Origin of the sequence: Streptomyces durhamensis (assembly GCF_000725475.1) — a bacterium.
In the GTDB taxonomy this organism is placed as follows: Bacteria; Actinomycetota; Actinomycetes; order Streptomycetales; family Streptomycetaceae; genus Streptomyces; species Streptomyces filipinensis.
In genome coordinates, this window is the sequence record NZ_JNXR01000014.1 from 112,379 (window position 1) to 138,818 (window position 26,440).

Below are 26,440 nucleotides of genomic sequence, written 5' to 3' on the forward strand. Positions count from 1 at the left end.
CCACAACGGGTGAGAACGGGAGTCGCTGGGTGACGGGAACGGACGTGCGTACGGAAGCAGAGGACTCGGGACCCAGCGGTTACGCGGCGGCCCGGCTGCGCCTCCTCACCGAGGGGGCGCGGTCCGGGCCGCCGCGCCGTGCGGCCCTCGCCGAACTGACCGACGACTGGCTCGCCGGACTGTTCACCGCGGCGGCGCCGGGCGCCCAGGGCGTCTCGCTCGTCGCCGTCGGCGGCTACGGCCGCGGCGAGCTGTCCCCGCGCAGCGACCTCGACCTCCTGCTGCTCCACGACGGCTCCGACCCGAGCGCGGTCGCCGCCCTGGCCGACCGCCTCTGGTACCCCGTCTGGGACCTCGGCCTCGCCCTCGACCACTCCGTGCGTACCCCGGCCGAGGCCCGCAAGACCGCCGGTGACGATCTGAAAGCCCACCTCGGCCTCCTGGACGCCCGCCATCTCGCCGGCGACCTCGGCCTCACCGCGGGGCTGCGGACGGCCGTCCTCGCCGACTGGCGCAACCAGGCGCCCAGACGCCTCCCCGAACTCCAGGAACTCTGCGCCGAGCGCGGCGGACGCCAGGGTGAGCTGCGGTACCTGCTGGAGCCCGACCTGAAGGAGGCCCGTGGCGGCCTGAGGGACGCCACGGCCCTGCGCGCCGTCGCCGCCTCCTGGCTCGCCGACGCGCCGCGCGAGGGCCTCGCGGACGCCCGACGGCGCCTGCTCGACGTACGTGACGCGCTGCATCTGGCGACCGGGCGCGCGACCGACCGGCTCGCGCTCCAGGAGCAGGACCAGGTGGCGGCCGGGCTGGGGCTGCTGGACGCGGACACGCTGCTGCGGCAGGTCTACGAGGCCGCGGGGGTCATCTCGTACGCCAGTGACGTCACCTGGCGCGAGGTGGGGCGCGTGCTGCGCTCGCGCGCTGTCCGCCCGCGCCTGCGCGCCATGCTCGGGGGCGGCAAGCCGGTCGCCGAGCGGTCCCCGCTGGCCGAGGGCGTGGTGGAGCAGGACGGCGAGGTGGTGCTCGCCCGCGCCGCCCGCCCCGAGCGCGACCCCGTGCTCCCGTTGCGTGCCGCGGCCGCAGCCGCGCAGGCCGGCCTCCCGCTCTCCCTGCACGCCGTACGGCGCATGGCCGCCACCGCGCGCCCCCTGCCCACGCCCTGGCCCGCCGAGGCCCGCGAGCAGCTGGTGACGCTCCTCGGCTCCGGCCGCCCCACGGTGGAGGTCTGGGAGGCACTGGAGGCGGAAGGCCTGATCAGCCGCCTCATGCCGGACTGGGAACGGGTCCGCTGCCGCCCGCAGCGCAACGCCGTCCACATCTGGACGGTCGACCGGCACCTGATCGAGACGGCCGTGCGGGCCTCCGAGCTGACCCGCCGCGTCAGCCGCCCCGACCTGCTCCTGGTCGCCGCCCTGCTGCACGACATCGGCAAGGGCTGGCCCGGCGACCACTCGGTGGCCGGTGAGATCATCGCCAAGGACCTGGCCGCGCGGATCGGCTTCGACCGCGCGGACGTGGCCGTGCTCTCGACGCTCGTCCGCCACCACCTGCTGCTGATCGAGACGGCCACCCGCCGCGACCTGGACGACCCGGCCACGGTCCGCTCGGTCGCCGAGGCGGTCGGCACCCAGAGCACCCTGGAACTGCTGCACGCGCTGACGGAGGCCGACGCCCTCGCCACCGGGCCGGCGGCCTGGTCCTCCTGGCGGGGCTCCCTCGTCGCCGACCTGGTCCACCGGGCCCACGCCGTCCTCGCCGGCGACGGCCTCGGCGAACCCGAGCCCGCGGCGCCCACCGCCGAGCAGGAGCGGCTGGCGATCGAGGCGTACCGCACGCAGAGCCCGGTCCTCGCGCTGCGCGCCCAGCCGGAAGCACCGGCGGACCCGGTCACCGACGAGGAGCCCGCCCAGGAGCCCCTCGGCGTCGAGCTGGTCATCGCCGTACCCGACCAGCCCGCCGTGCTGCCCGCGGTCGCCGGTGTCCTCGCCGTGCACCGCCTCACCGTCCGCACGGCCGAGCTGCGCGCCCTGCGCCTGCCCGACGACGTCGACGACGGCCCGGTGCTGCTGCTGAACTGGCGGGTCGCCGCCGAGTACGGCTCCCTGCCCCAGGCCGCCCGGCTGCGCGCCGACCTCGTCCGCGCCCTCGACGGGACCCTGGACATCGCCGGCCGCCTCGCCGAACGGGACGCGGCCTACCCCCGCCGGCGCGGCTGGGTCGCCCCGCCGCCCCGGGTGACGGTGGCCCCGGCGGCCTCCCACCACGCCACGGTGATCGAGGTCCGCGCCCAGGACGCCCCCGGCCTGCTGCACCGCATCGGAATGGCCCTGGAGAAGGCGGCGGTGCGGGTGCGGAGCATGCACGTGAGCACGCTGGGCTCCAACGCGGTGGACGCCTTCTACGTCACGACCGGCACCGGGGAGCCGCTGCCGGGGGAGGACGCGGCGTCGCTGGCACGGGCCCTGGAGGAGACGCTGCGGGCCTGACCTGGCGGCCCGGTCGTCCTCGCGCGCCCCCTGGAGCGGGCGTGCGAGGACGAAGAGCTTGCGGGGCCAGATACCCTGGAAGACGCTCAGACTGCCCCCGACTCCGAGGACCGACGCCGCCGTGTTCGATACTCTCTCCGATCGCCTCTCAGCGACCTTCAAGAATCTGCGCGGCAAGGGGCGTCTGAGTGAGGCGGACATCGACGCCACCGCACGCGAGATCCGCATCGCCCTCCTCGAGGCGGACGTAGCCCTTCCTGTCGTCCGGGCGTTCATCAAGAACGTCAAGGAGCGCGCCCTCGGCGCCGAGGTCTCGCGCGCGCTGAACCCGGCCCAGCAGGTCCTGAAGATCGTCAACGACGAGCTGGTCACCATCCTCGGCGGCGAGACCCGCCGCCTGCGCTTCGCCAAGCAGCCGCCCACCGTGATCATGCTGGCGGGTCTGCAGGGTGCCGGTAAGACCACCCTCGCGGGCAAGCTCGCCCGCTGGCTGAAGGAGCAGGGCCACTCCCCGCTGCTCGTCGCCTGTGACCTCCAGCGCCCCAACGCCGTGAACCAGCTGAGCGTCGTCGCCGAGCGTGCCGGTGTCGCGGTCTACGCGCCCGAGCCGGGCAACGGCGTCGGCGACCCGGTCAGGGTCGCCAAGGACTCCATCGACTTCGCGAAGTCCAAGGTCCACGACATCGTGATCGTGGACACCGCCGGCCGCCTGGGCATCGACCAGGAGATGATGCAGCAGGCCGCGGACATCCGGGACGCGGTCTCCCCGGACGAGATCCTGTTCGTCGTCGACGCGATGATCGGCCAGGACGCCGTCAACACGGCCGAGGCCTTCCGCGACGGCGTCGGCTTCGACGGCGTGGTGCTCTCCAAGCTCGACGGTGACGCCCGCGGTGGTGCCGCCCTGTCGATCCGGCAGATCACCGGCAAGCCGATCATGTTCGCGTCGAACGGCGAGAAGCTGGACGAGTTCGACGCCTTCCACCCGGACCGGATGGCCTCCCGCATCCTCGACATGGGTGACCTGCTCACCCTGATCGAACAGGCGGAGAAGACCTTCAGCCAGGAAGAGGCCGCCAAGATGGCCTCGAAGCTGGCGTCCAAGAAGGGCCAGGACTTCACCCTGGACGACTTCCTGGCCCAGATGGAACAGGTCCGGAAGATGGGCAGCATCAGCAAGCTGCTCGGCATGCTCCCGGGCATGGGCCAGATCAAGGACCAGATCCAGAACATCGACGAGCGCGACGTCGACCGCATGGCCGCGATCATCAAGTCGATGACCCCGGCCGAGCGCCAGGACCCGACGATCATCAACGGCTCCCGCCGCGCCCGTGTCGCCAAGGGTTCCGGCGTCGAGGTCAGCGCGGTCAAGAACCTGGTCGAGCGGTTCTTCGAGGCCCGCAAGATGATGTCCCGCATGGCCCAGGGCGGCGGTATGCCGGGCATGCCGGGGATCCCCGGCATGGGCGGCGGCCCCGGCCGGCAGAAGAAGCAGCAGAAGAAGGCCAAGGGCAAGCAGCGCTCCGGCAACCCGATGAAGCGCAAGCAGCAGGAGCTGGAGGACGCCCAGCGCCGCGAGGCCGCGGCCCAGGGCGGGAACGCCTTCGGGCTGCCGCAGCAGGGCGGCCAGGACTTCGAGCTGCCGGACGAGTTCAAGAAGTTCATGGGCTGAGCGCGCCCCGCCGGCTCCGGGTCCGTCCCGGGTTCGGCGCTGGGCATGCCAGGGGTTGGTCATTGTCGTACGGTCCCGATATGACCAACCCCGCGCCGCCACGCAAGTCACCCGACCAGCCCTGGCGTACCGAGGGCGCTCCCGACGAGCCGCCGCCGCAGCCGCCCGGCGGGCGCCGGATGCGTGGCGGCTGGTGGCGGTTGGCCGTCACCGCGTTGATCGTGTACCTGATCGCCAACCTGGTGCTGTCCTACTTCGACCAGGCCAACGAGCCCACGATCTCGTACACCGAGTTCAGCAGGCAGGTCGACGACGGCAACGTCGCCAAGATCTACGCCAAGGGCGACTCGATCCAGGGCCAGCTGCGCAAGGGGCGGAAGAACCCCGAGGGCGGCGGGAACTACACCAAGTTCAACACCGAGCGCCCCTCCTTCGCGCACGACGACCTCTGGGCGAGCCTGACCAAGCACGACGTCACGGTCACCGCCGAACCGGTCGTCCAGCACCGCAGCTTCCTCGCCAACCTGCTGATCTCGCTGGCGCCGATGCTGGTCATCGTCGGCCTGTGGATCCTCGTCGCCCGGCGGATGAGCGCCGGCCTCGGCGGCGCGGGCGGCATGCTGGGCCGCAAGGCGCCGCCGAAGCCGGTCGAGCTGGTGCCGGGGGAGAAGCGCACCACCTTCGAGGACGTGGCCGGCATCGACGAGGTCGAGGGCGAGCTGAACGACGTCGTCGACTTCCTGAAGAACCCCGACGCCTACCGCCGTATGGGCGCCAAGATGCCCCGCGGGGTGCTGCTCGCGGGCCCGCCCGGCACCGGTAAGACGCTGCTCGCGCGGGCGGTCGCCGGTGAGGCGGGCGTGCCGTTCTTCTCCGCGTCCGCGTCCGAGTTCATCGAGATGATCGTGGGCGTGGGCGCCTCCCGGGTGCGGGAGCTGTTCGCGGAGGCCCGCAAGGTCGCCCCGTCGATCATCTTCATCGACGAGATCGACACCATCGGGCGGGCCCGCGGCGGCGGCGCCTCGATGGGCGGGCACGACGAGCGCGAGCAGACCCTGAACCAGATCCTCACCGAGATGGACGGCTTCTCCGGCTCCGAGGGCGTCATCGTGATCGCCGCCACCAACCGCGCCGACATCCTCGACCCGGCCCTGACCCGCCCCGGGCGCTTCGACCGCATCGTCCAGGTCTCGCCCCCGGACCGCGGCGGACGCGAGGCCATCCTGGAGATCCACACGCGGGAGATCCCGCTCGCCGAGGACGTCGACCTCGCCCAGGTCGCCCGTACGACCCCGGGCATGACCGGCGCCGACCTGGCGAACCTCGCCAACGAGGCCGCCCTGCTCGCGGTCAAGCGGAAACAGGAGCGCGTCACCCGGTCCGACATGTCCGACGCCCTGGAGAAGGTCCAGCTGGGCGCGGAACGCCCCCTGGTGATGCCCGAGGAGGAGCGCCGGCGCACCGCCTACCACGAGAGCGGACACGCCCTGCTCGGCATGCTCCAGCCGGGCGCCGACCCGGTCCGCAAGATCACCATCGTGCCGCGCGGCCGCGCCCTCGGCGTCACCCTGTCCACACCGGACGCCGACAAGTACGCGTACACCGAGGAGTACCTGCGCGGCCGGATCATCGGCGCCCTCGGCGGGATGGCGGCCGAGCACGTCGTCTACGACGTGATCACCACCGGCTCCGAGAGCGACCTGGAGCAGGTCACCAACATCGCGCGCGGGATGGTCTCCCGCTGGGGCATGAGCGAGGAGGTCGGCCGCCTCTCCGCGCTGCCCAACGACGCCCAGCAGGCCTACGGCCTCGCCGCCGCCCCGCAGACTCTCGACGTGATCGACACCGAGATGCGGCGGATCGTGGACGAGTGCTACGAGGAGGCCTGCCGCAAACTCCGCGACCACCGCGGCCAGTTGGACGCCCTCGCGCAGGCGCTGCTGGCGAACGAGACGCTGGAGGAGGCGGACGCGTACCGGATCGCCGGGATCACGCGGCTGACCAAGGACCTGGACCGGTAGGGGTCAGGGCACGCGGGCCACGAGGTAGCGGAACACGTTCGGCATCCACACGGTCCCGTCCGGGCGCCGGTGCGGATGCAGGGCCTCCGTCAGCTCCTTGTCGACCTGCTTGGCGTCGGTCGCCGTGATCGCCGCGTCGAACAGGCCCGTCGACAGCAGCCCGCGTACGGCGCTGTCGGCATCGGCGTACCCGAACGGGCAGGCCACCCGCCCCGAGCCGTCCGGCTTCAGCCCCGCCCGCTGGGCGACCTCCTCCAGGTCGTCCCGCCGGGCGGGCCGCCAGCCGCGTGCGCGGCGCAGCGGATCGGCCAGTTTCGTCGCCATCCGCAGCACCGAGGAGGTGGCACAGCGCTCCGGCGGCCCCCAGCCGGCCAGCACGACCGCGGCCCCGTGCACGGCCAGCGGCAGCGCGTCCGCGAGCAGCTCGACCACCCCCTCGGAGTCACCGGCGCGGCAGCCGATCGGCTCGAAGACGGTCACCAGGCCGTACCCGGCCGTCTCCGCGCCGGCCGCCTCCCGGGGCGAGCCGTCGACGAGTCGCGCGAGCGCACGCGCGGGTGGACGGCTTCTTCCGCCGTGCCCGGCCGCGCCGCCGCTGCCGCCCCGCGGGGCGGCAGGCAGCAGACGTTCGCGGGCGAGGGCGAGCCGTTCGGGCGAGGCGGTGTCGACCCCCGTGACCACGGCACCTCTGCCCGCCGCCAGCAGCAGCGCGAGCCCGGCACCGCAGCGCAGGCCCAGCAGCCGGGTGCCGGGGCCCACTTCGAGCCGTTCGTAGACGGCTTCATAGAGCGGCACCAGCATCCGCTCCTGGATCTCGGACCAGTCACGCGCGCGTGCGCTCAGGTCCGCGCGGGGTGCGGAATCCGCGCCGGACACGTGCTGCCGCACGAGCGTAGGTGTCATAGGTAAGCGCCCCAATCCGCCGACAGTTCGCCGTTGTGCCAGATTGCGTGGTCCCCGTGCCGTACGCGCACACTTCCCACGTAAGCCAGGTAACTCCCGGCTCGCGGCTCCGTCCAGGGGGCGTGGGGTTCCGCTTGGGCTCGGGACGCGGGTGTGGCGAGATTTCACATGCCGGTCATCTGGACGGCCATACGGTGGCCGATTCCGGGGAACCGGCCGGTGCGGGGCGCCTGAGGGCAGGCGGTAACGTCACGGCCGTCACAGACGCTGACCGAGGTGAGGCGTCGCGACGAGAGAGGCCGAAACGTCTCTTGCGCAACCGCCGACCGCGGCTGCATGGGGCCCTACAGGCCGGGGCGTACGGAGGACTACGCGCCGGCTTGATATGAGCTGTGAGGCTTCTCCACAGATCAGCGCACCCGCCCTCGTCCGGACGCATCAGTGGCAACTGACGGGTACGTGCAAATTATTTGGGATGACCCCGAATAGGAACACATTCGAGCTCCCGCTCGTTGTCATTACGTGAGCACGACACAGACACCACCTGTTCTCGCCGCAGAGCTGGCGCAGGCGTGGGCCGACATTCAGCGGTACCACCCCGAGCTGCCGGACCTCGCCGCGCCAGAGTCCCTGATCGGGGAGTCGTCGTCCGCGTGCGGTCACGAACTCTCCTTCGAGCGACTGCTCCATGAGGCAGTCCACGGCATCGCCGCCGCCCGCGGGATCCGCGACACCTCCCGCGCCGGCCGCTACCACAACCGCCGTTTCCTCGTGATCGCCGAGGAACTGGGCCTCGACCACCCCGAGGAGCCGCACCCGAGCAGCGGCTTCTCGCTGGTCACGCTCAACCCCGAGGCCAAGCGCCGCTACCGCCCGACCATCGAGCGGCTGCAGCGCGCGCTGAAGGCCCACACGGCGGCCACCATGTCGGACACCACCCGCAGCTTCCGCGGCCCGGCCGCCCGGCACGGCTCCTCCGGCGGCGGCGTCCGGGTCAAGGCGGTCTGCGACTGCGGCCGCAACGTCCGTGTGGTCCCCTCGGTCCTGGCCCAGGCCCCGATCGTCTGCGGCGGCTGCGGCAAGCCGTTCCGGATCCCGGAGGTGGCGGGAGCGGCATAACCGCCGACGGGCCACGGAGTACCGGCATCTCGTGGGTGCCGGTGGCGGGCCGAGCGGCAACTACACAGCAGCGGGCGGCGCACCCGACGTGACCTCACCTCCACGCCGGGTGCCTCCCAGCCATGCCCGAGCGCGGCTCACACACCCTCGGCCGGAGGCGCCCCGCCGGGTGTGGCACAATGGCTAGCTGTACTCGACAGCCGCACAGGACCCCTCTCTCCTCCGGCTGACGCGTCCATCGGGCACTCGGGTACCGCAACCCCACGCGGCAGTCTCGCCGTGCCCAACCACGTCAAATCCAGGAGAATCCACTCCCGTGGCAGTCAAGATCAAGCTGAAGCGTCTGGGCAAGATCCGTTCGCCTCACTACCGCATCGTCGTCGCCGACTCCCGTACCCGCCGTGACGGCCGGGCCATCGAGGAGATCGGCAAGTACCACCCGACCTACAACCCGTCGGTCATCGAGGTGGACGCCGACCGCGTGGCGTACTGGCTGGGTGTCGGCGCGCAGCCGACCGAGCCCGTTCTCGCCATCCTGAAGAAGACCGGCGACTGGCAGAAGTTCAAGGGCGAGCCGGCTCCCGCGCCGCTGCTCGTCGCCGAGCCGAAGCCGGCCCGTCCGTCGTTCGAGGCTCTCGGCGGTGACGACGAGGGCAAGGGTGAGGCGATCACCCAGAAGAAGAAGGCTGAGAAGAAGGACGAGGCCGCGGCTGAGTCCGAGTCGACCGAGGCCTGAGCAGCATGCTCGAAGAGGCGCTTGAGCACCTCGTGAAGGGCATCGTCGACAACCCTGACGATGTGCAGGTCGCCTCGCGCAACCTGCGCCGCGGGCGCGTGCTCGAGGTCCGGGTCCACCCGGACGACCTCGGCAAGGTGATCGGCCGCAACGGCCGTACCGCGCGTGCCCTGCGCACCGTCGTGGGCGCCATCGGCGGTCGCGGTGTCCGCGTCGACCTGGTCGACGTGGACCACGTCCGCTGACGCTTCATCGCAACCGGCTCGGGCCGGGGAGGGCCACTGGGCCGTCCCCGGCCCGCAGTCGTATGACAGGAGATCAAGCACAGTGCAGCTGGTAGTCGCACGGATCGGCCGTGCCCACGGCATCAAGGGCGAGGTCACCGTAGAGGTGCGCACCGACGAGCCCGAGCTGCGGCTCGGCCCGGGCGCCGTCCTGGCCACCGACCCGTCCTCCGCCGGACCGCTCACCATCGCCGCCGGCCGCGTGCACAGCGGCCGCCTCCTCCTGCGCTTCGAGGGCGTCACCGACCGCAACGCGGCCGAGGCCCTGCGCAACACCCTGCTGATCGCCGAGATCGACCCGGAGGAACTGCCCGAGGGTGAGGACGAGTACTACGACCACCAGCTCATCGACCTCGACGTGGTCACCGAGGACGGTGAGGAGGTCGGCCGCATCACCGAGATCTCGCACCTGCCCTCCCAGGACCTGTTCATCGTGGAGCGCCCCGACGGCAGCGAGGTGCTGATCCCCTTCGTGGAGGAGATCGTCACCGAGATCGACCTGGAGGAGCAGAAGGCCGTCATCAGCCCGCCGCCGGGCCTGATCGACGACCGCGCCGAGATCGCCTCCCCGAGGGAGGACACCGGGGGAGAAGCAGGGGCGGGGTCCGGGGAAGAAGCCGGGGAAGACGCATGAGGCTCGACGTCGTCACGATCTTCCCGGAGTATCTGGAGCCCCTCGACGTCTCCCTCGTCGGCAAGGCACGCGCGCGCGGGCAGCTCGACGTCCATGTGCACGACCTGCGGGACTGGACGTACGACCGCCACAACACGGTCGACGACACCCCGTACGGCGGCGGCCCCGGCATGGTCATGAAGACCGACCCCTGGGGCGACGCCCTGGACACGGTCCTCGCTGACGGCTACGAGAGCGGTGCCCAGGCCCCCGCGCTGATCGTCCCCACCCCCAGCGGCCGGCCCTTCACCCAGGAACTGGCCGTCGAACTCTCCGAGCGCCCCTGGCTGATCTTCACGCCGGCCCGCTACGAGGGCATCGACCGGCGTGTGATGGACGAGTACACGACCCGAATGCCCGTCTACGAGGTCTCCATCGGCGACTACGTGCTCGCCGGCGGCGAGGCCGCCGTACTGGTCGTCACGGAGGCCGTCGCCCGGCTGCTGCCCGGCGTCCTCGGCAACGCCGAGTCGCACCGCGACGACTCCTTCGCACCCGGCGCGATGGCCGGCCTCCTCGAAGGCCCCGTCTACACCAAGCCGCCCGTCTGGCGCGGCCGGGACATCCCCGACGTGCTGCTCAGCGGCCACCACGGCAAGATCGCCCGTTGGCGCCGCGACGAGGCCCTCAGGCGCACGACCGCCAACCGGCCCGACCTGATCGAGCGCTGCGATCCCAAGGCCTTCGACAAGAAGGACCGCGAGATGCTCTCCATCCTGGGCTGGGAGCCCGACCCGGAGGGGGAGCCGTACGGCCGATTTTGGCGGCGGGCCGAGGGCGTGGAAGAATAGACCGCTGTTGTGTGTCCGTCCGGCGTGCGCCCCTGCCACAGGGGGAGACGACGTCCGCCCCGACCCGCACACGGCTTCGTGCAAACACCTAGTTTCCGTTGATGACCTGTGGCATCAGCGAAGAAAGCAGACGAAATGTCTCACCTGCTCGACTCCGTCGACGCCGCGTCGCTGCGCAGCGACGTCCCGGCCTTCCGCCCGGGTGACACCGTCAACGTCCACGTCCGCGTCATCGAGGGCAACCGCTCCCGTGTGCAGCAGTTCAAGGGCGTTGTGATCCGCCGCCAGGGCGCCGGTGTCCGCGAGACCTTCACGGTCCGCAAGGTCTCGTTCTCCGTCGGCGTCGAGCGCACCTTCCCGGTGCACACCCCGATCGTCGAGAAGATCGAGCTCGTCACCCGCGGTGACGTGCGTCGCGCCAAGCTGTACTACCTCCGTGACCTGCGCGGCAAGGCCGCGAAGATCAAGGAGAAGCGCGAGAGCTGAGCGCTCGCCGGGATCCATGGCGGGGCGGGATAGCATCTCGCTCCGATGGACACCGAAGCACAGCCGACGAAACGCGACCGCTCCTCCCACCCGGATTCCCCGGGGCCGGAGGAACGGTCGCGTTTCGCGTTGGTGGCGAGGGTCACCGACTGGCTGCCGGGCGGCCGGATCACCCTCACCCTCTTCGTCTGCCTGGTGTTTTTGCTGGTCCTCAACGCTTTCGTGGTGCAACCGTTCCAGATTCCGAGCGGATCCATGGAACAGGGTTTGAGGATCGGCGACCGCGTTCTCGTAAATAAGTTGGCGTACCGTTTCGGTGCTCAGCCGCGCCGCGGGGATGTGATCGTGTTCGACGGCACGGGGTATTTCGGGGACGCGGACTACATCAAGCGCGTCGTCGGGGTGGGGGGAGACCATGTCGTCTGCTGTGACAAGGAGGGAAGGATCGAGGTGAACGGCCGCGCGGTCGACGAGTCGGCGTTCCTCTATCCGGGGGACGGTGCCTCCAGCGTGCCCTTCGACATCGCCGTGCCCGCCGGCCGCCTGTTCGTCCTCGGTGACCACCGCAGCGACTCCAGCGACTCCCGGGACCATCTCGGCTCGCCCGGCGGCGGCATGATCCCGGTCGTTGACGTCATCGGCCGCGCCGACTGGATCCTGTGGCCCCGAGCCCACTGGACGCACCTGACCCGGCCGTCCGCCTACGCGCGCGTGCCCGCCGCCGCGGCGGAGGGCACCCATGGGTAACCGCGGCAAGCCGCGCGGGGTGCCCAGCAGCCCCGCCGAAAATCTGCTGCCCACCGGATCGCGCCGCGCCTCCGCGCCCAGCGGCGGCCGTACGCGCGCGGAGCGGCGGAAACTGCAGCGCAAGGTCAAACGCAAGCGCCGGCGTTCAGCCGTCCGGGAGATCCCCCTTCTGGTCGGTGTCGCCGTCCTCATAGCGCTGGTCCTGAAGACCTTCCTCGTCCAGGCCTTCGTGATCCCGTCCGGCTCGATGGAGCAGACGATCCGGATCGGCGACCGCGTCCTGGTCGACAAGTTCACCCCGTGGTTCGGCTCCAAGCCGCAGCGCGGGGACGTCGTGGTCTTCCACGATCCGGGCGGCTGGCTGGCCGACGAGCAGACGACCAAGAAGCACGACCCGGTCGTCGTCAAGCAGCTCAAGGAAGGCCTCACCTTCATCGGCCTGCTGCCGTCCGACAATGAGAAAGACCTGATCAAGCGGGTCATCGGGGTCGGCGGCGACCACGTCAAGTGCTGTGACGCGGGGGGCCGTGTCACCGTCAACGGCGTACCGCTGACGGAAGGTGACTACCTCTATCCGGGGAACGAGCCGTCCGCCACGCCCTTCGACATCACCGTCCCCAAGGGCCGGCTGTGGGTGATGGGCGACCACCGCGCCAACTCCGCCGGCTCCCGCGCGCACCAGAACACCGACTACGGCGGCACGGTCTCCGAGAAGTCCGTCGTCGGCCGGGCCGTCGTCATCGGCTGGCCGGTCGGCCACTGGACACGTCTGCGGGAACCTAAAACCTTCGCAAGCGTCACCGACTCCGTGTCGCGTACGACCGCCGGTCCCCGGGCGTCGCATAGGGTTACCTCCGAGAATCCGAACGGAATGACCGAGCTCCCGACCCCTGCGGAACTCCCGCTCGTTATGGGAGTGGTGGGCCTGCGTCGTATGTGGGGCAGGCGGCGGCACAGAGTAAGGAGTTGGCGTGGGGGACGTGGCGGTTGGCGCACGGTCGGGGCACGACGGCGAGGAGCACCGCGGGCACCCCGTGGAAGCGAACGCCCCCGTGCCGGACGGCGACATGACCTCAGAGAATGAACCAGCGGGCGCCGACGGCGGGCCGGAGGACGGGCAGCGGCCGACGACCGAGGGCGCGCGTACGGGCGATGCGCCCGGCAGGCCGAGGAAGCCACGCTCCTTCTGGAAGGAGCTGCCCATCCTCGTCGTCATCGCGCTGGTCCTGGCGCTGCTGATCAAGACGTTCCTGGTGCAGGCGTTCTCGATCCCGTCCGCCTCGATGCAGAACACCCTCCAGGTGGGTGACCGCGTCCTGGTCGACAAGCTCACCCCCTGGTTCGGCTCCGAGCCGGAGCGCGGCGAGGTCGTCGTCTTCCACGACCCGAGCGGCTGGCTGAACGGCGAGCCGACACCGACCCCGAACCCGGTGCAGCGGGTCCTCAGCTGGATCGGCCTGATGCCGTCCGCCAACGAGAAGGACCTCATCAAGCGCGTGATCGGGGTCGGCGGCGACACCGTGCAGTGCAAGAACACCGGCCCGCTGCTGGTCAACGGCAAGGCGCTGAACGAGCCGTACGTCTACCCCGGCAACACCCCGTGCACGGACGACGAGCTGGGCGGCCAGTTCAAGGTGACGGTCCCCAAGGGGTACATCTGGGTGATGGGCGACCACCGCCAGAACTCCCGTGACTCGCGCTACAACCAGTCCGACAAGTACCACGGCATGGTTCCGGTGAAGGACGTCGTCGGTCGCGCCATCGTCAAGGCCTGGCCGATCAACCGCTGGGGCACGCTGCCCGTCCCGGACACCTTCGACCAGCCCGGGCTGAACGACAAGGCGGCCGCGGCCGCGCTTCCGTACGCACCGCAGGGGCTCGCCTTCACGGCTCTCGTGCCGGTGGCCCTGTGGCGGCGCCGCGTGCGCGCCAAGGCCACGGCCGGGAAGTAGCCGCGGCGCGACCGCGCCGACCGGGTTCCTCAGGGCACCGGGGTCCGCGCCTGGTCGAGTACTGCGGCAGTGCATGGGGCGGTCCCCTCGGATTTCGATCCGAGGGGACCGCCCCAGCTGTTCACCTGGCGCGATATGGTGCTCTGCGCGAGGCGCGGGATCGGGAGTAGACATGACAAAAGCCGGGCGTGGCAAGGGAAACTCTGGTGCCGACTGGGGCGGAAGGCTCTCCGGCCTGGCCGTCGCCCTCGGCCTGCTGCTGTTCCTCGGCGGCTTCGGCTGGGCGGCGGTGAGCTACCGGCCGTACACCGTGCCCACCAGCTCCATGACCCCCACGATCGACACCGGTGACCGCGTGCTGGCGCAGAAGGTCGACGGTGGCGAGGTCAAGCGCGGTGACGTCGTCGTCTTCGAGGACAAGAGCTGGGTCACCGGCGCCAAGGTGGTCAAGCGCGTGGTCGCGGTCGGCGGCGACACCGTCTCCTGCTGCACCGACGGCAAGCTGACCGTCAACGGCAAGCAGATCGACGAGCCCTATCTGCCCAAGGGCAGCCTGGCCGAGAACAAGAAGATCCCGACGGTGACGGTCCCCGAGGGCCGTCTGTTCCTCCTCGGTGACGAGCGCCAGGGTTCCCTGGACTCCAGCGCCCACCTCACCGACGCCGCCAAGGGCACGGTCTCCCGGGACGCCGTGACCGCGCGGGTGGACGCCGTCGTGTGGCCCTGGAAGGGCCCGCTCAAGCGCCCCACCGGTTTCGAGGCGCTCGGCACCCTCTCGCAGCCCGGGCCGCTGCCCACCATCGAGCTGCTGATCGCCGCCGGCGCCGTCCTGGTCCTGGCCGGCGGCGCCTATGGCCCGATCGCCAAGCGCATGGGCCGCTCGCGTGCCGGCAGTGCCCGCCCGGAGGCGGCCGGTGTCCGCTGAGTCCACGCGGACCTGCGAGGCCTCCTGCGAGGGCGGCCTGCGCAAGGTCGCCCGGGTGGTCCTCCTCGATCCCGAGGACCGCATCCTTCTGCTCCACGGCCATGAGCCGGACGACAAGGCCGACGACTGGTGGTTCACCCCCGGCGGGGGCCTGGAGGGCGCCGAGACACGCGAGGAGGCCGCGCTCAGGGAACTCGCCGAGGAGACCGGCATCACCGACGTCGAACTCGGCCCGGTGCTGTGGCGGCGCAGATGCTCCTTCCCGTTCGCGGGCCGCCGCTGGGACCAGGACGAGTGGTACTACCTGGCCCGTACGGCGCAGACGGCGACCGCGCCGACGGGGCTCACGGAGCTGGAGCGGCGCAGTGTCGCCGGAGCGCGTTGGTGGACGTGTCAGGAACTGACCCGGTCACGTGAGACGGTGTATCCGACCAGACTCGCCGAGCTGCTGCGCACGCTGCTCGACGAAGGTCCCCCGGACAGTCCTGTGACCCTCGACCCGGAAATCGTCTGAGGACTCGTCGGACTGGCGCACAATGGGGGGATCGCACGGCTGAAGGGGAACATGCCATGAGCGCCGAGGACCTCGAGAAGTACGAGACCGAGATGGAGCTGAAGCTCTACCGGGAGTACCGAGATGTCGTCGGTCTGTTCAAATACGTGATCGAGACCGAGCGGCGTTTCTATCTCACCAACGACTACGAGATGCAGGTGCACTCGGTCCAGGGTGAGGTGTTCTTCGAGGTGTCGATGGCTGATGCCTGGGTCTGGGACATGTACCGGCCGGCGCGCTTCGTGAAGCAGGTCCGGGTCCTCACGTTCAAGGACGTGAACATCGAGGAGCTGAACAAGAGCGACCTGGAGCTGCCGGGCGGGTGACGGGGTTTTCCACAACGGCCGGGTGGTCCACCAAGATCAACACCGCTCGGCCGGATGCGTGACCGTTGGCGCCGGAGGTGGTGCCGACATGAGCAGGGCACGCAACGGACTCGGCAGGTACGGCGAGGACCTGGCCGCCCGGCGGCTGGCCGAGGGCGGAATGACGATCCTGGGGCGCAACTGGCGCTCCGGCAGGTCCGGCGAGATCGACATCGTGGCCAGGGACGGGGACGTCCTCGTCGTGTGCGAGGTGAAGACCCGCAGGGGCGGGACCTTCCAGCATCCGATGGCCGCGATCACACCCGAGAAGGCCGAACGCCTGCGCGGCCTGGCCGAACGCTGGACGCAGGCCCACGGCGGAGCCCCGCCGGGCGGCGTCCGCATCGACCTGATCGGCGTCCTGCTGCCCCGCCGCGGCGCCCCCTGTGTCGAGCACGCGCGGGGGGTGGCCTGACATGGGATTCGCCCGCACCTGCTCGGTGGCCCTGGTCGGCGTGGAGGGCGTCGTCGTAGAGGTCCAGGCCGACCTGGAACCCGGAGTCGCGGCCTTCACCCTGGTCGGCCTCCCGGACAAGAGCCTGACGGAGAGCCGCGACCGGGTCCGGGCCGCCGTGGTGAACTCCGGCGCGGCCTGGCCGTCGAAGAAGCTCACCGTCGGCCTCAGCCCGGCGTCGGTGCCCAAGGCCGGCTCCGGCTTCGATCTCGCCGTCGCCTGCGCGGTGCTCGGCGCCGCCGAACGGATCGATCCGCGCGTCCTCGCGGACATCGTCATGATCGGGGAGCTCGGCCTGGACGGCCGGGTCCGCCCGGTCCGCGGCATCCTGCCGGCCGTCCTCGCCGCGGCCGACGCGGGCTACGAGCAGGTGGTCGTACCGGAGTGCGCCGCCGCCGAGGCCTCGCTGGTCCCCGGGGTCTCGGTGCTCGGCGTCCGCAGTCTGCGGCAGCTCGTCGCGGTCCTCACCGAAGAGCCCGTCCCCGAGGAGGAACCGGACGGGCAAGGGCGTCCCGACCCCCTCCTGGCGGGCCTGCGCATGCCCGGTACGGGCGCGGCCACCGGCATGCACAGCGTCGGTGCCGCGCAGCACGACCACGATCACGACCTGGCGGACGTCGTGGGCCAGACCTCGGCCCGCACGGCCGTGGAGGTGGCCGCCGCCGGCGGACACCACCTGTTCCTCGAAGGACCGCCCGGCGCGGGCAAGACCATGCTCGCCGAACGGCTCCCCGCCGTCCTTCCCCGGCTCACCAGGGCGGACTCGCTCGAGGTCACGGCGGTGCACTCGGTGGCCGGGCTGCTGCCGCCGGGCAAGCCGCTCATCGACGTCGCCCCCTACTGCGCCCCGCACCACTCGGCCACGATGCAGTCACTCGTCGGCGGAGGCCCCGGCATCGCCCGGCCCGGCGCGGTCTCCCTCGCCCATCGCGGCGTGCTGTTCCTGGACGAGGCGCCCGAGTTCCGCAGCCAGACCCTGGACGCCCTGCGCCAGCCGCTGGAGTCCGGGCACGTCGTGATCGCGCGCAGCGCCGGTGTCGTCCGCTTCCCGGCCCGCTTCCTGATGGTGCTGGCGGCCAACCCCTGCCCCTGTGGACGCTTCTCGCTGCGCGACTCCCTGTGCGAGTGCCCGCCGTCGGCGATCCGCCGCTACCAGTCCCGGCTCTCCGGTCCCCTGCTGGACCGGGTGGACCTGCGGGTCGAGGTCGACCCGGTCACCCGTGCCCAGCTCACCGAACCCGGGGCCCGCGGCGAGTCCACGGCGACCGTGGCCGAGCGGGTGCGGCAGGCCCGCGAGCGTACGGCGGCCCGCCTGGCGGGAACCCCGTGGCGCACCAACAGCGAGGTGCCGGGCCGGGAGCTGCGCAGCCGCTACCACCCCCTGGCCGGCGCGATGGGCGAGGCCGAGCGCAGCCTTGAGCGGGGCGTGCTCACCGCCCGCGGCATCGACCGGGTCCTGCGCGTCGCCTGGACGGTCGCCGACCTCGCCGGACACGACCGTCCGGACGCTACGGACGTCGCCCTGGCCCTCCAACTGCGCACCGGGGTCCCCCGAGGAGTGCCGATGGCCATCGGGGCACTGACATGACCACGGACGAGGGCCCCGGGGACGAGCTGCTCGGGCGGGTCCTTCTCTGCCGGGTTCTGGAGCCGGGGGACGAGGCCGGCGGGCGCTGGGTCCGGGAGCTCGGGGCGGGGGAGGTGGTGCGCCGGTTACGGGAGGGCGTGCGGGCCCTGCCGGGTGTGAGCGAGGCGCGGTGGGCCGGGCTGGTCGAGCGGGCCCGGCGGGCCGAGCCGGAGCGGGATCTCGCGGCGGCGCGGGCCGCCGGGGCGCGGTTCGTGGGCCCCCACGACGCGGAGTGGCCCCGGCAGCTCGATGACCTCGGGGACGCCCGGCCGACCGGGCTGTGGGTGCGCGGGCGGCCCAGTCTGCGGATGTGGGCGCTCAGGTCGGTGGCCGTCGTCGGGGCCCGTGCCTGCACCGAGTACGGCACCCATATGGCCGCCACCCTCGCCGCGGGACTCGCCGAGCGCGGCTGGGTCGTGGTCTCGGGCGGCGCCTACGGCATCGACGGCGCCGCCCACCGAGGCGCCCTCGCCGCCCGCGGGGCCACCGCCGCCGTCCTGGCCTGCGGCGTCGACCGGCCGTACCCACGCGGTCACGCCGCCCTGATCAGCCGGATCGCGGACCAGGGACTGGTGGTCGGTGAGCTGCCCCCGGGCGACCATCCGACGCCGAGCCGGTTCATCCTGCGCAACCGCGTCATCGCCGCGCTGACCACGGGCACCGTCGTCGTGGAGGCCGCCGCGCGCAGCGGCTCGCTGGCCACCGCGCGGGCCGCGGCCCGCCTCGGACGCTTCACCATGGGCGTGCCCGGCCCCGCCACCAGCGCCCTCTCCGCCGGCGTGCACGAACTGCTGCGCGGTGAGGCAACGCTGGTCACCGATGCGGCGGAAGTCGTGGAACTCGTGGGTGACATGGGTGAGCTGGCGCCGGCCCGCAGGGGCCCCGTCCTCCCACGCGACCTGCTGGAACCCCCGGTCCGGGCGGTCCTCGCCGCCCTGCCCGGCAACCGCGCGGCGACCGCCGAGGAGATCGCGCTCGGCACGCCGACCACGCGGGACGAGGCGATCGCGAGATTGTACGAACTCCGAGCACTTGGATACGTCGAACGACACGGCGACGGCTGGAAGTTGACACGCCAGGCCGTGATGTCGGTCCGCAGGGGTCACCGTCCGTGCTGACCGAGCGTGTTCGGCCGTCCGGGGGAATGCCCGACGCCCTTGAGGTTTCCCGGAGTTGGCGCTCCGACCGGTCACGCAGAGCGAGCCGCGGAAGGCGCGCGCGAGGCCGGCGGGAGCGCCCCGCGCACGGGTGGTGCCTCGGTGTTCGCACACCGCGACAGCTCAGTCACGCTACGCTCACGAAGGCGACCGCACAGATCCCGCCAACTCGACACCAGACCGACAGCCCACCCAGTCAGCCCGCTTCCCCGCACCCCGTCCCACTCTCCCCTTCTTCACAGCACTTCACGGCACTTCACGGCAGAACGGCACAAGGCGACGAATGCCCCAGCACACCTCCGGGTCCGACCGGGCGGCGATCCCCCCAGCCGCTCGCGACGGTGGCAGCGTGCGGCCGCCCGCTCCCTCGACGCTCGACGAGCTGTGGCGGTCGTACAAGGCGACGGGGGACGAGCGGCTGCGGGAGCAGCTGATCCTGCACTACTCGCCGCTCGTGAAGTACGTGGCGGGGCGGGTGAGCGTGGGGCTGCCGCCCAATGTGGAGCAGGCCGACTTCGTCTCCTCGGGCGTCTTCGGGCTGATCGACGCGATCGAGAAGTTCGACATCGACCGGGAGATCAAGTTCGAGACGTACGCGATCACCCGGATCCGGGGCGCGATGATCGACGAGCTGCGGGCGCTGGACTGGATCCCGCGGTCGGTGCGGCAGAAGGCGCGGAACGTGGAGCGGGCCTACGCCACGCTGGAGGCGCGGCTGCGGCGCACCCCCACCGAGGGCGAGGTGGCCGCGGAGCTGGGCATGGAGGTCGACGAGCTGCACGCCGTGTTCAGCCAGCTGTCGCTGGCCAACGTGGTCGCGCTGGAGGAGCTGCTGCACGTCGGCGGTGAGGGCGGGGACCGGCTCAGCCTCATGGACACGCTGGAGGACACCGCCGCGGACAACCCGGTGGAGGTGGCCGAGGACCGGGAGTTGCGCCGCTTTCTCGCGCGGGCGATCAACACGTTGCCCGAGCGGGAGAAGACCGTGGTCACCCTCTACTACTACGAGGGGCTCACCCTCGCCGAGATCGGCAACGTGCTGGGTGTCACCGAGAGCCGGGTCAGCCAGATCCACACCAAGTCGGTCCTGCAGCTGCGGGCCAAGCTGGCGAGCTTCGGGCGCTGAGCCGCCGGCGCCGGCGCCCGGCGCCACAAGAGAGACCGGCGGCGCGGTGGTGAGTGGCTCCCGTTCGGGTGGGGTCCTCCGTAAAGTGGTTGACGTGCCAAGGATTCGAGCGGCCTCCGTGGCCGAGCACCGGTCGATGCAGCGAGCCGCCCTGCTGGACGCGGCGCGGTCCCTGCTGTCCGAGGGCGGAACCGATGCGCTGACCTTTCCCGCGCTGGCCGAGCGGACGGGGCTGGCGCGGTCGTCCGTGTACGAGTACTTCCGGTCGCGGGCCGCCGTGGTCGAGGAGCTGTGCGAGGTCGACTTCCCGTTGTGGGCGGCCGAGGTGGCTGCCGCGATGGAGCGCGCGCCGTCCGCCGAGGGCAAGGTCGAGGCCTATGTCCGGCAGCAGCTGGCGCTGGTCGGGGACCGGCGGCACCGGGCGGTCGTGGCCATCTCCGCGAGCGAGCTGGACGCCGGGGCGCGGGAGAAGATCCGGGCCGCGCACGGGGGACTGGTCGCGATGATCGCCGAGGCGCTCGGCGAGATGGGGCACGAGCAGCCCCGGCTGGCGGCGATGCTGCTGCAGGGGGTCGTGGACGCGGCGGTGCGGCGCATCGAGCTCGGTGCCGCCGAGGATCCCTCCGTGGTGACGGACGCGGCGGTGGCCATGGTGCTGCGAGGCGTCAGAGGCTGAGCCCGGCCACGGCGGCGCGGCGCTCGCACGGCGGCCGCCGTGCGAGCGCTACCCCGGCAGGGGCACGCCCAGCACCGGCAGCAGTCTCGGCGGCCCCCCGTGCAGCAGCCAGGGCGGGAGGAGGGACAGGGGGTCCAGGTAGGCCTCACCCTGGCGCAGACCCCAGTGGACGCAGGTCGCCGCACCGCAGTGGGACCCCGTCGGCTCCACCGCCCCCACGACCTCGCCCGGCCCCACGGTGTCCCCCTTGCGCACCGACGGAGTCACCGGCTCGTACGTCGTACGCAGATCCGTGCCCGCCAGGCCGACCGAGACCACCCCCTTCCCCGCCACCCGGCCCGCGAACGTCACCCGGCCGGCCGAGACCGCGCGGACGGGTGCACCGGCGGGCGCGGACAGGTCCACGCCCCGGTGGCCGGGGCCGTACACCGTCGCCGGGGGCTCCCAGCCCCGTAACACCAAGGGGCGTACGCCCACCGGCCAGATGCGCGCGACCGCCGGGACCGGGGGCCGGGAGGGTGGACCGGGGGCCGGCGCAGGGGCGTCCGCCCAGGCCCCGGGGGACAGCAGGGCCACCGGCCCCAGGCCGAGGAGCAGACCCGCCGACACCAGGGCATTTCGCATCGCTCGTCGCATGCGGCCACCGTCCCGCATCCCCGCCGATCATGGCCGGAGCCTGTGGACCACGCCCCGGTTGTGGACAGCGGCGTCACCCGGCGCCCCGGCGGTCCCGTACACTTCTTCTGGCGATCCGGGTCACCGGGTCGACTTCGCACGCCCCGACACCAGTCCGCCCAGCGGTCGGTGTCAGCGCCTCTCGGTCCTCAGCGGCAAGGCGCGTCGCGGGCGTCAGGCGCGGGAGCCGTCCGGCATCCGCGGCACAACCGAGAACACCAAGGAGATACGGCCATGGCCGTCGTCACGATGCGGGAGCTGCTGGAGAGCGGCGTCCACTTCGGTCACCAGACCCGTCGCTGGAACCCGAAGATGAAGCGCTTCATCTTCACCGAGCGCAACGGCATCTACATCATCGACCTGCTCCAGTCGCTGTCGTACATCGACCGCGCCTACGAGTTCGTCAAGGAGACCGTCGCCCACGGCGGCACGGTCATGTTCGTCGGCACCAAGAAGCAGGCGCAGGAGGCCATCGCCGAGCAGGCCACCCGCGTCGGCATGCCCTACGTCAACCAGCGCTGGCTGGGCGGCATGCTCACCAACTTCTCGACCGTCTACAAGCGTCTGCAGCGCCTCAAGGAGCTTGAGCAGATCGACTTCGAGGACGTCGCCGCGTCCGGTCTGACCAAGAAGGAGCTTCTCGTGCTCTCGCGCGAGAAGGCCAAGCTGGAGAAGACCCTCGGCGGTATCCGCGAGATGCAGAAGGTGCCCAGCGCCGTCTGGATCGTGGACACCAAGAAGGAGCACATCGCGGTCGGCGAGGCCCGGAAGCTCAACATCCCGGTCGTCGCGATCCTCGACACCAACTGCGACCCCGACGAGGTCGACTACAAGATCCCGGGCAACGACGACGCGATCCGCTCCGTCACCCTGCTCACCCGCGTGATCGCCGACGCCGTCGCCGAGGGCCTCATCAGCCGCTCGCGCGTCGCCACCGGTGACAAGGGCGAGAAGGCCGCGGGCGAGCCGCTCGCCGAGTGGGAGCGCGACCTGCTCGAGGGTGAGAAGAAGGACGAGGCTCCGGCTGCCGAGGCCGCTCCGGTCGCTGAGGCTGCTGCCGAGGCCGCTCCGGCCGCTGAGGCTGCCGCCGAGGCCGCTCCGGCCGAGGGCGAGAAGGCCGCCGAGGGCGAGCAGGCCTGACGTCAGCGTTGACAGCGGGGGCGGTGACATCAAGTCCGCCCCCGCTGTTCACCCGTAGGTCGGCACCGCGTACGGGATCCGCGGCTACATGTGGATCACGAACCGTGCGGATCTGACACCTCCAGACTTCGAGAAAGACTCACAGACTCATGGCGAACTACACCGCCGCCGACGTCAAGAAGCTCCGTGAGCTCACCGGCGCCGGCATGATGGACTGCAAGAAGGCGCTGGACGAGGCCGAGGGCAACGTCGAGAAGGCCGTCGAGGCGCTGCGTATCAAGGGCCAGAAGGGCGTCGCCAAGCGCGAGGGCCGCTCCGCCGAGAACGGCGCCGTGGTCTCCATCATCGCCGACGACAACTCCTCCGGCGTCCTGGTCGAGCTGAAGTGCGAGACGGACTTCGTCGCCAAGGGCGAGAAGTTCCAGGCCGTGGCCAACGCCATCGCCGAGCACGTCGCGAAGACGAACCCGGCCGACCTGGAGGCCCTGCTCGCCTCCGAGATCGAGGCCGGCAAGACCGTCCAGGCGTTCGTGGACGAGGCCAACGCCAACCTCGGCGAGAAGATCGTCCTGGACCGCTTCGCGCAGTTCGCCGACGGCTTCGTGCTCGCCTACATGCACCGCACCATGCCCGACCTGCCCCCGCAGATCGGTGTCCTGGTCGAGCTGGACAAGCCGAACGCCGAGGTCGCCAAGGGCATCGCCCAGCACATCGCCGCCTTCGCGCCGAAGTACCTCTCCAAGGACGAGGTGCCGGCCGACGTCGTCGAGTCCGAGCGTCGGATCGCCGAGGAGACCACCCGCGCCGAGGGCAAGCCCGAGGCCGCGATCGCCAAGATCGTCGAGGGTCGCCTCAACGGCTTCTTCAAGGACGCCACGCTGCTCGGCCAGCCGTACGCGCTCGACAACAAGAAGTCGGTCCAGAAGGTGCTGGACGAGGCCGGTGTCACCCTGAAGCGCTTCTCGCGCATCAAGGTCGGCATCTGAGTCCGTACCGTGATCGACGCACGGCCCACGGAGGGATTCCGGGAACAATCCCGGGAGGAATCCCGATAGGGTCGTAAGCAGTCGTCCGCGCACACCGCCACACCCCGGCGTGGGGCGGACGGCAGCAGATCTGACGAGGAGGCCATTGCCGCGCATGGGAGCGAAAAGCGACCCCATCGGCAATGGCCTTCTTCGTATGTGCAACACGTGAAAGAGGCGGGATCCCCATGACCACCAAGGCCCAGAAGAGCGACGACGGCAAAGTACGCGGCCGGTTTCTGCTGAAGCTGTCCGGAGAGGCCTTCTCCGGTGGCGGGGGCCTGGGCGTGGACCCGGACGTGGTGCACAAGATCGCCCGCGAGATCGCAGCCGTCGTGCGCGACGGCGCCGAGATCGCGGTCGTCATCGGCGGCGGCAACTTCTTCCGCGGCGCCGAACTCCAGCAGCGCGGCATGGACCGGGCCCGCTCCGACTACATGGGCATGCTCGGCACCGTCATGAACTGCCTCGCCCTCCAGGACTTCCTGGAGAAGGAGGGCATCGACAGCCGGGTGCAGACCGCCATCACCATGGGCCAGGTCGCCGAGCCGTACATCCCGCTGCGCGCCGTGCGCCACCTGGAGAAGGGCCGCGTGGTCATCTTCGGCGCCGGTATGGGCATGCCGTACTTCTCCACCGACACCACCGCCGCCCAGCGCGCCCTGGAGATCGACGCCGAGGCGCTGCTCATGGGCAAGAACGGCGTGGACGGGGTCTACGACTCCGACCCCAAGACCAACCCGGACGCGGTCAAGTTCGACGCCCTCGGGTACGGCGAGGTCATCACCCGCGACCTCAAGGTCGCCGATGCCACCGCCATCACGCTGTGCCGCGACAACAAGCTCCCGATCCTCGTCTTCGAGCTTCTCGCGGAGGGCAATATCGCCCGCGCCGTCAAGGGTGAGAAGATCGGCACCCTGGTGGGTGACCAGGGCAGCCGGGACTGACCCGGGATCAACCCGGCCGGTGGTGTGCGGCCCTGTAAGGGGGCCGGACCCGGGCCGGGGGATGGACAATGTCCTGCCGGTCGGGAACCGTGCAGGAAGAAGACGCGACGCAGCCGGCCGCCGCCCGACAGAGGAACCGCAGCCGGGCCTTACTCAAGACACGCAGGAGCAAGTGGTGATCGAAGAGACCCTCCTCGAGGCCGAGGAGAAGATGGAGAAGGCCGTCGTGGTCGCCAAGGAGGACTTCGCCGCGATCCGCACCGGCCGTGCGCACCCGGCGATGTTCAACAAGATCGTGGCCGACTACTACGGCGCCCCGACGCCGATCAACCAGCTGGCCTCGTTCTCCGTGCCGGAGCCGCGCATGGCGGTCGTGACGCCGTTCGACAAGAGCGCGCTGCGCAACATCGAGCAGGCGATCCGCGACTCCGACCTGGGCGTCAACCCCAGCAACGACGGCAACATCATCCGGGTGGTGTTCCCCGAGCTGACCGAGGAGCGTCGCCGCGAGTACATCAAGGTCGCCAAGGGCAAGGGCGAGGACGCGAAGGTCTCGATCCGTTCCGTGCGCCGCAAGGCCAAGGACGCCATCGACAAGCTGATCAAGGACGGCGAGGTCGGCGAGGACGAGGGCCGTCGTGCGGAGAAGGAGCTCGACGACACCACGGCGAAGTACGTCGCCCAGGTGGACGAGCTCCTGAAGCACAAGGAAGCGGAACTGCTCGAAGTCTGATGAGCGACTCTTCCTGGGGGGCGCCGCCACCGGCGGGGCAGGCCCGCTACTGGGGGCCCACCGAGGGTGGGCCTGTCCAGGGGGCCGCCCCGGCGGGTCCCGCGTACGATGCGCCCAAGGCGCAGCACACTCGCCCCATGCCCATCGTGCCCGACGAAGCCGCCTACGGCGGAGCCCAGGACGACGACCGGCGGGCCGCTCGGGTGAGCGGCTCCCTGTTCCAGGACGAGTTCCGCCCCGAGCCCGCGCCGGTCCGGACCGTCCCGGCCGAGAACCAGAATCCGGAGCCCATGCCCGACGCCCAGCAGGCGGCGCCAGCGCCGCGGAAGAAGAGCGCGGGCCGTGACCTGAGCGCGGCCATAGGGGTCGGGGTCGGGCTCGGTGTGGTGATCGTCGCCTCCCTGTTCGTCTGGAAGCCCGCGTTCGTCGGCGTCATCGCCGTCGCCGTGGTCGTCGGGCTGTGGGAGCTGACCAGCAGGCTGCGGGAGCGCAAGGGCATCAAGGCGCCGCTGGTGCCGCTCGCGGTCGGCGGTGCGGCCATGGTCGTCGCCGGGTACGTCCGCGGCGCCGAGGGGGCGTGGGTCGCCATGGCGCTGACGGCCCTGGCCACCCTGGTCTGGCGGATGACGGAGTCGCCGGAGGGCTATCTCAAGGACGTCACGGCGGGCGTCTTCGCCGCCTTCTACGTGCCGTTCCTGGCCACGTTCGTCGCGATGACGCTGACCGCGAAGGACGGGCCGTGGCGGGTCCTGACCTTCCTCCTCCTGACGGTCGTCAGCGACACCGGCGCGTACGCGGTCGGCTGGCGGTTCGGCAAGCACAAGCTGGCCCCGCGCATCAGCCCCGGCAAGACCCGCGAGGGCCTGCTCGGCGCGGTGCTGTTCGCGATGGTGGCGGGCGCCCTGTGCATGCAGTTCCTGATCGACGGCGGCACCTGGTGGCAGGGCCTGCTGCTGGGCCTCGCGGTCGCGGCCAGCGCCACGCTGGGCGACCTCGGCGAGTCCATGATCAAGCGCGATCTGGGGATCAAGGACATGGGCACCCTGCTCCCCGGCCACGGCGGCATCATGGACCGGCTCGACTCGCTGCTGCCCACCGCGCCGGTGGTCTGGCTGCTGCTGGTGATCTTCGTAGGTTCCGCCTGACCTCCGTGTCGTACGCCTCCGG

Annotated in this window: 27 protein-coding genes; 25 read left to right on the top strand and 2 right to left on the bottom strand. The window is 71.4% G+C overall.

Going from position 1 to position 26,440, the window contains the following annotated elements:
* Positions 1 to 29 precede the first annotated feature (29 nt).
* From IO33_RS0121250 to ftsH, 3 genes are all read left to right on the top strand, one after another.
* Positions 30 to 2,486, top strand: coding sequence for a [protein-PII] uridylyltransferase (locus tag IO33_RS0121250; RefSeq protein ID WP_031167314.1), 2,457 nt, complete (start codon positions 30 to 32; stop codon positions 2,484 to 2,486).
* A gap of 121 nt (positions 2,487 to 2,607) precedes the next feature.
* Positions 2,608 to 4,158 carry a signal recognition particle protein gene (gene ffh, locus IO33_RS0121255; protein WP_031167316.1) on the top strand — a complete coding sequence of 517 codons (1,551 nt, stop codon included), beginning with the start codon at positions 2,608 to 2,610 and terminating at the stop codon, positions 4,156 to 4,158.
* Positions 4,159 to 4,238: 80 nt separating this feature from the next.
* Positions 4,239 to 6,179: an ATP-dependent zinc metalloprotease FtsH gene (gene ftsH, locus IO33_RS0121260; protein ID WP_031167318.1), complete on the top strand. Its 1,941-nt coding sequence runs from the start codon at positions 4,239 to 4,241 to the stop codon at positions 6,177 to 6,179.
* Positions 6,180 to 6,182: 3 nt separating this feature from the next.
* Here ftsH and IO33_RS0121265 read toward each other — a convergent pair whose 3' ends face one another.
* Positions 6,183 to 7,082, bottom strand: coding sequence for a hypothetical protein (locus IO33_RS0121265; protein WP_031167320.1), 900 nt, complete (start codon positions 7,080 to 7,082; stop codon positions 6,183 to 6,185).
* Positions 7,083 to 7,604: 522 nt separating this feature from the next.
* Here IO33_RS0121265 and IO33_RS0121270 point away from each other — a divergent pair.
* The 17 genes from IO33_RS0121270 to IO33_RS0121350 all read left to right on the top strand — a co-directional run bounded on the left by IO33_RS0121270 (position 7,605) and on the right by IO33_RS0121350 (position 20,753).
* The gene (locus tag IO33_RS0121270) at positions 7,605 to 8,201 is read left to right on the top strand and encodes a hypothetical protein (RefSeq protein ID WP_031167322.1); all 597 of its coding nucleotides are present in this window, start codon (positions 7,605 to 7,607) and stop codon (positions 8,199 to 8,201) included.
* Positions 8,202 to 8,517: 316 nt separating this feature from the next.
* Positions 8,518 to 8,937: a 30S ribosomal protein S16 gene (rpsP, locus tag IO33_RS0121275; protein WP_023546467.1), complete on the top strand. Its 420-nt coding sequence runs from the start codon at positions 8,518 to 8,520 to the stop codon at positions 8,935 to 8,937.
* Positions 8,938 to 8,942: 5 nt separating this feature from the next.
* Positions 8,943 to 9,182: an RNA-binding protein gene (locus IO33_RS0121280; RefSeq protein WP_003973401.1), complete on the top strand. Its 240-nt coding sequence runs from the start codon at positions 8,943 to 8,945 to the stop codon at positions 9,180 to 9,182.
* 82 nt (positions 9,183 to 9,264) lie between these two features.
* A complete protein-coding gene (gene rimM, locus IO33_RS0121285; protein ID WP_031167328.1) occupies positions 9,265 to 9,855 on the top strand; it encodes a ribosome maturation factor RimM in 591 nt (196 codons plus the stop codon).
* On the top strand, positions 9,852 to 10,685 hold the full coding sequence (gene trmD / locus IO33_RS0121290) for a tRNA (guanosine(37)-N1)-methyltransferase TrmD (protein WP_031167330.1): 834 nt from the start codon (positions 9,852 to 9,854) through the stop codon (positions 10,683 to 10,685). The genes rimM and trmD overlap by 4 nt, the downstream gene beginning before the upstream one ends.
* Positions 10,686 to 10,820: 135 nt before the next feature.
* Entirely contained in the window at positions 10,821 to 11,171 is a 351-nt protein-coding gene (rplS, locus tag IO33_RS0121295; protein WP_019760519.1) for a 50S ribosomal protein L19, read from the top strand.
* 45 nt (positions 11,172 to 11,216) lie between these two features.
* Entirely contained in the window at positions 11,217 to 11,918 is a 702-nt protein-coding gene (gene lepB, locus IO33_RS0121300) for a signal peptidase I (RefSeq protein ID WP_031167334.1), read from the top strand.
* A complete protein-coding gene (gene lepB / locus IO33_RS0121305) occupies positions 11,911 to 13,002 on the top strand; it encodes a signal peptidase I (RefSeq protein ID WP_031167550.1) in 1,092 nt (363 codons plus the stop codon). The genes lepB (IO33_RS0121300) and lepB (IO33_RS0121305) overlap by 8 nt, the downstream gene beginning before the upstream one ends.
* On the top strand, positions 12,890 to 13,870 hold the full coding sequence (gene lepB / locus IO33_RS0121310) for a signal peptidase I (RefSeq protein ID WP_167349461.1): 981 nt from the start codon (positions 12,890 to 12,892) through the stop codon (positions 13,868 to 13,870). The genes lepB (IO33_RS0121305) and lepB (IO33_RS0121310) overlap by 113 nt, the downstream gene beginning before the upstream one ends.
* A 172-nt stretch (positions 13,871 to 14,042) precedes the next feature.
* Positions 14,043 to 14,795 carry a signal peptidase I gene (gene lepB / locus IO33_RS0121315; RefSeq protein ID WP_031167338.1) on the top strand — a complete coding sequence of 251 codons (753 nt, stop codon included), beginning with the start codon at positions 14,043 to 14,045 and terminating at the stop codon, positions 14,793 to 14,795.
* The gene (locus tag IO33_RS0121320; protein WP_031167341.1) at positions 14,785 to 15,309 is read left to right on the top strand and encodes an NUDIX hydrolase; all 525 of its coding nucleotides are present in this window, start codon (positions 14,785 to 14,787) and stop codon (positions 15,307 to 15,309) included. The genes lepB (IO33_RS0121315) and IO33_RS0121320 overlap by 11 nt, the downstream gene beginning before the upstream one ends.
* 56 nt (positions 15,310 to 15,365) lie before the next feature.
* Entirely contained in the window at positions 15,366 to 15,674 is a 309-nt protein-coding gene (locus IO33_RS0121325; protein WP_003965949.1) for a DUF2469 domain-containing protein, read from the top strand.
* A gap of 58 nt (positions 15,675 to 15,732) precedes the next feature.
* Positions 15,733 to 16,128, top strand: coding sequence for a YraN family protein (locus tag IO33_RS0121330; protein ID WP_107069347.1), 396 nt, complete (start codon positions 15,733 to 15,735; stop codon positions 16,126 to 16,128).
* Between the two features lies 1 nt (position 16,129).
* Positions 16,130 to 17,755 (top strand): YifB family Mg chelatase-like AAA ATPase, encoded by a 1,626-nt coding sequence (locus tag IO33_RS0121335; protein WP_031167344.1) that lies wholly within the window; start codon positions 16,130 to 16,132, stop codon positions 17,753 to 17,755.
* The gene (dprA, locus tag IO33_RS0121340) at positions 17,752 to 18,912 is read left to right on the top strand and encodes a DNA-processing protein DprA (protein WP_031167345.1); all 1,161 of its coding nucleotides are present in this window, start codon (positions 17,752 to 17,754) and stop codon (positions 18,910 to 18,912) included. The genes IO33_RS0121335 and dprA overlap by 4 nt, the downstream gene beginning before the upstream one ends.
* A 322-nt stretch (positions 18,913 to 19,234) precedes the next feature.
* Positions 19,235 to 20,077: an RNA polymerase sigma factor WhiG gene (gene whiG, locus IO33_RS0121345; RefSeq protein WP_031167347.1), complete on the top strand. Its 843-nt coding sequence runs from the start codon at positions 19,235 to 19,237 to the stop codon at positions 20,075 to 20,077.
* A gap of 118 nt (positions 20,078 to 20,195) precedes the next feature.
* Positions 20,196 to 20,753: a TetR/AcrR family transcriptional regulator gene (locus IO33_RS0121350; RefSeq protein ID WP_031167350.1), complete on the top strand. Its 558-nt coding sequence runs from the start codon at positions 20,196 to 20,198 to the stop codon at positions 20,751 to 20,753.
* A 48-nt stretch (positions 20,754 to 20,801) separates the two neighbouring features.
* On the opposite strand, the gene IO33_RS0121355 is transcribed toward IO33_RS0121350, so the two are convergent.
* On the bottom strand, positions 20,802 to 21,389 hold the full coding sequence (locus tag IO33_RS0121355; RefSeq protein ID WP_245235844.1) for a M23 family metallopeptidase: 588 nt from the start codon (positions 21,387 to 21,389) through the stop codon (positions 20,802 to 20,804).
* A gap of 273 nt (positions 21,390 to 21,662) precedes the next feature.
* Here IO33_RS0121355 and rpsB point away from each other — a divergent pair, with 273 nt between their 5' ends.
* The 5 genes from rpsB to IO33_RS0121380 all read left to right on the top strand — a co-directional run bounded on the left by rpsB (position 21,663) and on the right by IO33_RS0121380 (position 26,418).
* Positions 21,663 to 22,568 (top strand): 30S ribosomal protein S2, encoded by a 906-nt coding sequence (rpsB, locus tag IO33_RS0121360; RefSeq protein WP_031167355.1) that lies wholly within the window; start codon positions 21,663 to 21,665, stop codon positions 22,566 to 22,568.
* Positions 22,569 to 22,717: 149 nt separating this feature from the next.
* Positions 22,718 to 23,554, top strand: a complete 837-nt coding sequence (gene tsf, locus IO33_RS0121365; protein WP_031167357.1) for a translation elongation factor Ts — start codon at positions 22,718 to 22,720, stop codon at positions 23,552 to 23,554.
* Positions 23,555 to 23,781: 227 nt separating this feature from the next.
* On the top strand, positions 23,782 to 24,540 hold the full coding sequence (pyrH, locus tag IO33_RS0121370; protein WP_031167360.1) for a UMP kinase: 759 nt from the start codon (positions 23,782 to 23,784) through the stop codon (positions 24,538 to 24,540).
* Positions 24,541 to 24,715: 175 nt separating this feature from the next.
* A complete protein-coding gene (frr, locus tag IO33_RS0121375; protein WP_014675285.1) occupies positions 24,716 to 25,273 on the top strand; it encodes a ribosome recycling factor in 558 nt (185 codons plus the stop codon).
* Entirely contained in the window at positions 25,273 to 26,418 is a 1,146-nt protein-coding gene (locus tag IO33_RS0121380; RefSeq protein WP_078963822.1) for a phosphatidate cytidylyltransferase, read from the top strand. Before frr ends, IO33_RS0121380 begins: the two co-directional genes overlap by 1 nt.
* Positions 26,419 to 26,440: the final 22 nt, after the last annotated feature.